This window comes from Bartonella sp. AD328YNZD (assembly GCF_042196425.1).
Window position 1 is genome coordinate 1 of the sequence record NZ_JBHIQG010000188.1, and the last position, 5,062, is coordinate 5,062.

Sequence of the window (5,062 nt, forward strand, 5' to 3'; positions counted from 1 at the left end):
TCAGAACCACGCGATGCCATTGAAGATATTGTTGAACCCTATTTGCTCCAACAAGGGTTTATTCAAAGAACCGCTCGCGGACGTATTCTGAGTGAAAAGGCTTGGAGCCATTTAGGGCTTTCTGCGCCTGCTTCTACAATGTCTATACAAAGGCGTGCTCAATTTTCTGATGCTCAAGACAATTCATCACTTCAGACGACTTTATGGGATGGGGAAGATGACTAAGACATTCTCTTTAAAAAAATAAGACATTTTCTTAAAAAAAATTGCGTGAATATTGTATCGCAAGGTTATAAATACAAGAAATGTATTTCTTTTAGCAGATTCTGATCAAAAAGATTTGGAACGATTGAGGATTTTGTGCTTTTGCGTTTCATAACATTAACACAAAAATGTGTTCAATCTTTTGATCTATAAATAATTTGCTCTATTCAATGATTTTATGGGACGTGAAGTAGATGACAGAAGTGACTCCTTTCAAGAGAAATCATACAAGTGCTTTTCATAATTTTCAGGTTCGCGTTTATGTTGCGGATACAGATTTTTCCGGTGTGGTTTATCATGCGCGTTATCTTGAGTTTTTTGAACGAGGACGGTCAGAGTTTTTACGCGATACCGGTTTTAATAATAAAATGTTAGCAGCAGGGCTTGAGGGGGAAAAACTGTTTTTTATTGTGCGTCATATGGAAATTAATTTTGCACGACCAGCCAAAATTGATCATCTTTTAGTCGTTAAAACACGTGTTAATCACATCCAAGGGGCACGCTTTTTTATGGAGCAAGCTATTTTGCATGAAGAAACCACGTTGGTAACAGCGAAAGTTGAAATTGCTCTGATTAATGAGGAGGCAAAACCGCGTCGGTTACCCAAAGAGCTTTTGGTAAAAATACTTGGTTAAAAGTGTTCTTTATGGAACAGAGGTTTCATAGCCGTTTCATGAAACATAAGTTGATCTACAATCTAAGATTATACATCGACCATAGTCTACTTAAATGTTTTTCCTTGATCATCAATAAGGTCACACAATACATTAGAAAAAAGCTTCCCTGCTCCAATAAATTAAAGATAATATCCTCATTACGCCTCATCCATGTTGTGGTGCAAAATCAGCGTCTCACCATCCATTTTCTGCCATGAACTCAAAATGTTTTGCTTCCTCTTGGAAGAGAGTTCGTTTGCATCAGAAAACAGCAGAAAAGTGCAAAATATAAAAAAGAAAAAAATGAAAGAAAAAAATGAATGAAGTTCATTTTTGTGATAAAAAATGTACATACTCAGCAAAATAGTGTAATCAAAGTGATCATAAGCAGCAAGATTGAAAATCCGCTTAAAATACTGAGAGGTAAGGAGTTTGTTTTGTTGCAGGGTTGTCCTTTGATCTCACAAGAGAGAGCTCTCCATCCATAGTGCATGACTTTCATGTGCATTTTTCAACGCAATAAAAACGCAATAAATAAGTGAGAGATCAATACATATAAGGTAGAAATGCATTCTTGATTTAAAGTTTCAAGAGCATAGTATTCTCTAGAATAAAGTGATTGGGAACGGTCATTTATTTTTTCTCACGGCGATAAAGCCCAAGAGAGTAAAACGCTTTCATTTCAAACCTGTTCATGTTGCACCATGTAAAACCATTTGCTTAAACATTATAAGAGCGCAATATATTCCATTGAAAAAAGATGTAAAAATGCTTTTTATATACAATCCTCAATGCAATAACGAACCAATATTGCAAGGGTGCAAAGAAAGTGAAGGGGCGGTTTATTGCTTCATAAAGTAAAGATGGTGACGTGGCTTTTTTCACTTCCCAGAAGTTTTTACGGTATACCATGATGCCATCATCAGAGGGATGATAAGCATTGAAAGGTGTTTTCTAACGATAAAGCCACTGAGCTCCCCCTCTTTACGCTTATGGAGAAGTAAGCCGGCACCATCACACATTTTGCCAACTCGTGGGGGACGACAGCCCTTGGCACTTGAAAAGGTTTATTAGAGGCACTCCTTTCTTATACAATTTTTACCCACACACCAGCTTCGCTTTTGACGTGCACGCAAGTGATTTTTATTGCTTCAACATGGAACAAGTTTAAAATGAAAGAATCTTACGACATTCAAGGTTTTAATTCAATATGAGTAATGCTAAATTATATTTATAAATCAGTATTTATCGTATACATAAATTCACAGAACAATAAAATTTTATGGCATTACATGAGACTTACATAGGAGCATTATGTGGAGAACGTCGGGCGAGGTATGGTGGTTTATTTTTTATGCCCCAAGGGTGTAATCCCATTAAAAATGAGAGAAAGAAAAGCTTTAAGGCAATGCGGTATCTTATCATGATGTTAACATATTTATTTATAATGATAATTCATTGCATTGCAATTTGAAATGAAAATCCTGAGACGTGTCAGATTTTTTCTTTTCAAGCTCTTTTACTGTAAATTAATCAAAAATATTTTCTTGTATGTCACAAGCGGGGTTGGTGAATTGGGACAAAAACACTTGAGAAAGGAATAACAATGCCTCTTATGAACTTTTTCAAAGTGCCAAGATTTAGATCATAACATTTTGAGCTGGGAAAGCGGAGGATGGTTTAGCTTTTTTTTCAAAGTGTAAAGATGGTGGCGCATAATAGATTTTATATTATTTATGGGGGTATCGTTATATCTTTCATAAATGCCGTTGTGAAATGAGGGCGACGTGCATTGAGGCATGCCTCTCATCATCACTTTTAAAAGAAATTTAAGAAATGGCTCTTGTTTTGGCACGTAGATTTATGTGAGTCTAAAGTTTTTTACTTAAATTTAGAAACTGTAAAACAATCTGTTTTATAGAATTTTAATCAATGCACCTTTCATTTAGAGGGACAACAATTATGCCGCAGGTAGAACTAACGAATCTGGAAACAATGGGAATGTTGCATTTGTTTATGCAAGCGAGTTGGATCGTTAAAGGGGTTATGATTGGGTTGCTACTCGCTTCCGTCTGGAGTTGGGCCATTATTTTTGATAAAATTTTTACTTATCGGAGAATGCAGCGTGAAATAAAGCAGTTTGAACGGATATTTTGGTCAGGCAAAGCGCTAGAAGATCTTTATACATCATGTAAAAGTCAACGCACCAATAGCATATCTGCTGTTTTTATGGCGGCAATGGTTGAATGGAAAAAATCTCTTGAAAAAGGGACCCATACATCGAAAAGTTTGCAGAGCAGAATTGATAAGGCTATGGATTTGACGCTGGGACGTGAAAGTGAAAAAATAGAATCAAAATTAAGTTTTCTTGCGACACTGGGGTCTGCGGGACCTTTTATCGGACTTTTTGGAACAGTTATTGGTATTATGGAGTCTTTTCTTTCTATTTCAGTTTCTCAAAATACGTCACTTGCCATTGTAGCGCCAGGGATTGCAGAAGCGCTTTTGGCAACCGCGATTGGTTTGTTTGCAGCAATTCCAGCTGTTATTGCTTATAACAAGTTGACCCATGAAAGTGCGCGCATCATTGCACAAATAGAAAATTTTGCCGATGAATTTTCAACAATTGTATCGCGACGTATTGATGAAACACGCACAGCACCTTCCCCTTTATAAAAAGGAGCTTATCCCATGGGAATTTCTGTTGCTTCTTCTTCTCGCAAAAATACACGTGGGCGGCGTCATTCACGAAGCCAACTGATGAGTGAAATCAATATCACACCTTTTGTGGATGTCATGCTGGTCTTGCTCATTATTTTTATGGTTTCTGCACCTCTTTTGGTGAATGGGGTTCCTTTGGATTTGCCTCGTAGTCAAGCGGGGCCCGTACACGCGCAAAAAACGCCCCTTACGGTTTCACTTGATGCGCAAGGGCGCTTGGCCATTAATCAAGATTATTATGAAACGTCACAAGCGCTGATTGCACACCTAAAAACGCTTCTGGAAGCGGATGCTGCCCAAAAAGATCAACGGATTTTTGTGCGGGTTGCTAAAACTGTTGAATATCAACAAGTATTAAAACTCTTGGCCGATATTCAAAAGGCAGGTTTTTCTCAAGTTGCATTAGCAAGTTTAGCGCAATAAATGATAAATTGCGCATAAATGGTTGTTTTTAAAAAGAGCATAGAGTGATTAAAAATGAAAAAATGTAAGGCGTAAATAAGGCATAAAGAATGAACAAAGACTCCTATCATAGCATGAAACGAGGCTTGGCTTTATCCCTTATGGTCCATGTCATTTTTCTTGGTTGGGGAGCCGTTCAGTTTGCAAGCTTTGTCTCTTTACCACAACAATTGGAAGCAATTCCTATCACTCTGGCTCCTTTGATGGAAGAGCTTTCCTCTCAACAAGGAGCTGTGAAGGCTCCTATCCGTGCGATTCCTGCCATTAAACCAACCATGCAACCACAAGAAAAAGAGGATGCACGCCATATTGGGGAGGGACAAATAGATCGTCTTGCGCCTTTTAAACCAAAAGAAAAGTTGCTCCCCGTTGAGACAACACCGCCGCCAACAAGCGAAAGTACGTCGGAAACATCCACATCCGAACTTACACAACCAGAATTATTAGAAGCAAAAACAGAAGAGATTTCAAAAGAACCAGAGAATGAGCCTAAGGTTGCGCCTGAGATGCCTTTGAAAGTACCGGAAGATGCGCCAAAGCTTGCACCTGAGATGCCTTTGGAAGCACCGGAAGATGCGCCAAAGCTTGCGCCTGAGGTGCCTTTGAGAGTACCGGAGGACGCGCCTAAGGCTGTACCTGAGGTGCCTGTGAGAGTACCGGAAGATGCGCCAAAGCTTGCGCCTGAGATGCCTTTGGAAGCACCGGAAGATGCGCCTAAGGTTGCGCCTGAGATGCCTGTGAGAGTACCGGAGGATGCGCCCAAGGTTGCACCTGAGATGCCTTTGGAAGCACCGGAAGATGCGCCCAAGGTTGCACCTGAGATGTCTGTGAGAGTACCGGAAGATGCGCCCAAGGTTGCGCCTGAGGTGCCTTTGAAAGTATCGGAGGATGCACCCGAGACTGCGCTTAAGCCTTTGCACAAAAATGAAGAGATGGTATCGCCAAAAGAATTGACTCCA

Annotated in this window: 5 protein-coding genes and 1 pseudogene; 5 read left to right on the top strand and 1 reads right to left on the bottom strand. The window is 39.4% G+C overall.

All coding sequences use genetic code 11. The features are described 5' to 3' along the window. Nucleotides 1–225: Holliday junction DNA helicase RuvB C-terminal domain-containing protein (locus ACFIO3_RS08735; protein WP_375704326.1), on the top strand; the 225-nt coding region annotated here is incomplete at its 5' end. Between the two features lie 233 nt (nt 226–458). Beyond that, nucleotides 459–899 (top strand): tol-pal system-associated acyl-CoA thioesterase, encoded by a 441-nt coding sequence (ybgC, locus tag ACFIO3_RS08740; protein ID WP_375608431.1) that lies wholly within the window; start codon nt 459–461, stop codon nt 897–899. Nucleotides 900–1,801: 902 nt separating this feature from the next. Here ybgC and ACFIO3_RS08745 read toward each other — a convergent pair. After that, entirely contained in the window at nt 1,802–1,942 is a 141-nt protein-coding gene (locus tag ACFIO3_RS08745) for a hypothetical protein (RefSeq protein WP_375704327.1), read from the bottom strand. Between the two features lie 940 nt (nt 1,943–2,882). On the opposite strand from ACFIO3_RS08745, the gene tolQ reads away from it, so the two are divergent. The 3 genes and pseudogenes from tolQ to ACFIO3_RS08760 form a co-directional block, all read left to right on the top strand. After that, nucleotides 2,883–3,596 (top strand): protein TolQ, encoded by a 714-nt coding sequence (gene tolQ / locus ACFIO3_RS08750; RefSeq protein ID WP_375608432.1) that lies wholly within the window; start codon nt 2,883–2,885, stop codon nt 3,594–3,596. Between the two features lie 15 nt (nt 3,597–3,611). Next, nucleotides 3,612–4,064 (top strand): protein TolR, encoded by a 453-nt coding sequence (gene tolR, locus ACFIO3_RS08755; RefSeq protein ID WP_375608433.1) that lies wholly within the window; start codon nt 3,612–3,614, stop codon nt 4,062–4,064. A gap of 89 nt (nt 4,065–4,153) precedes the next feature. Then, nucleotides 4,154–5,062 (top strand): annotated as a pseudogene (locus ACFIO3_RS08760) (cell envelope biogenesis protein TolA); the annotation flags it as partial.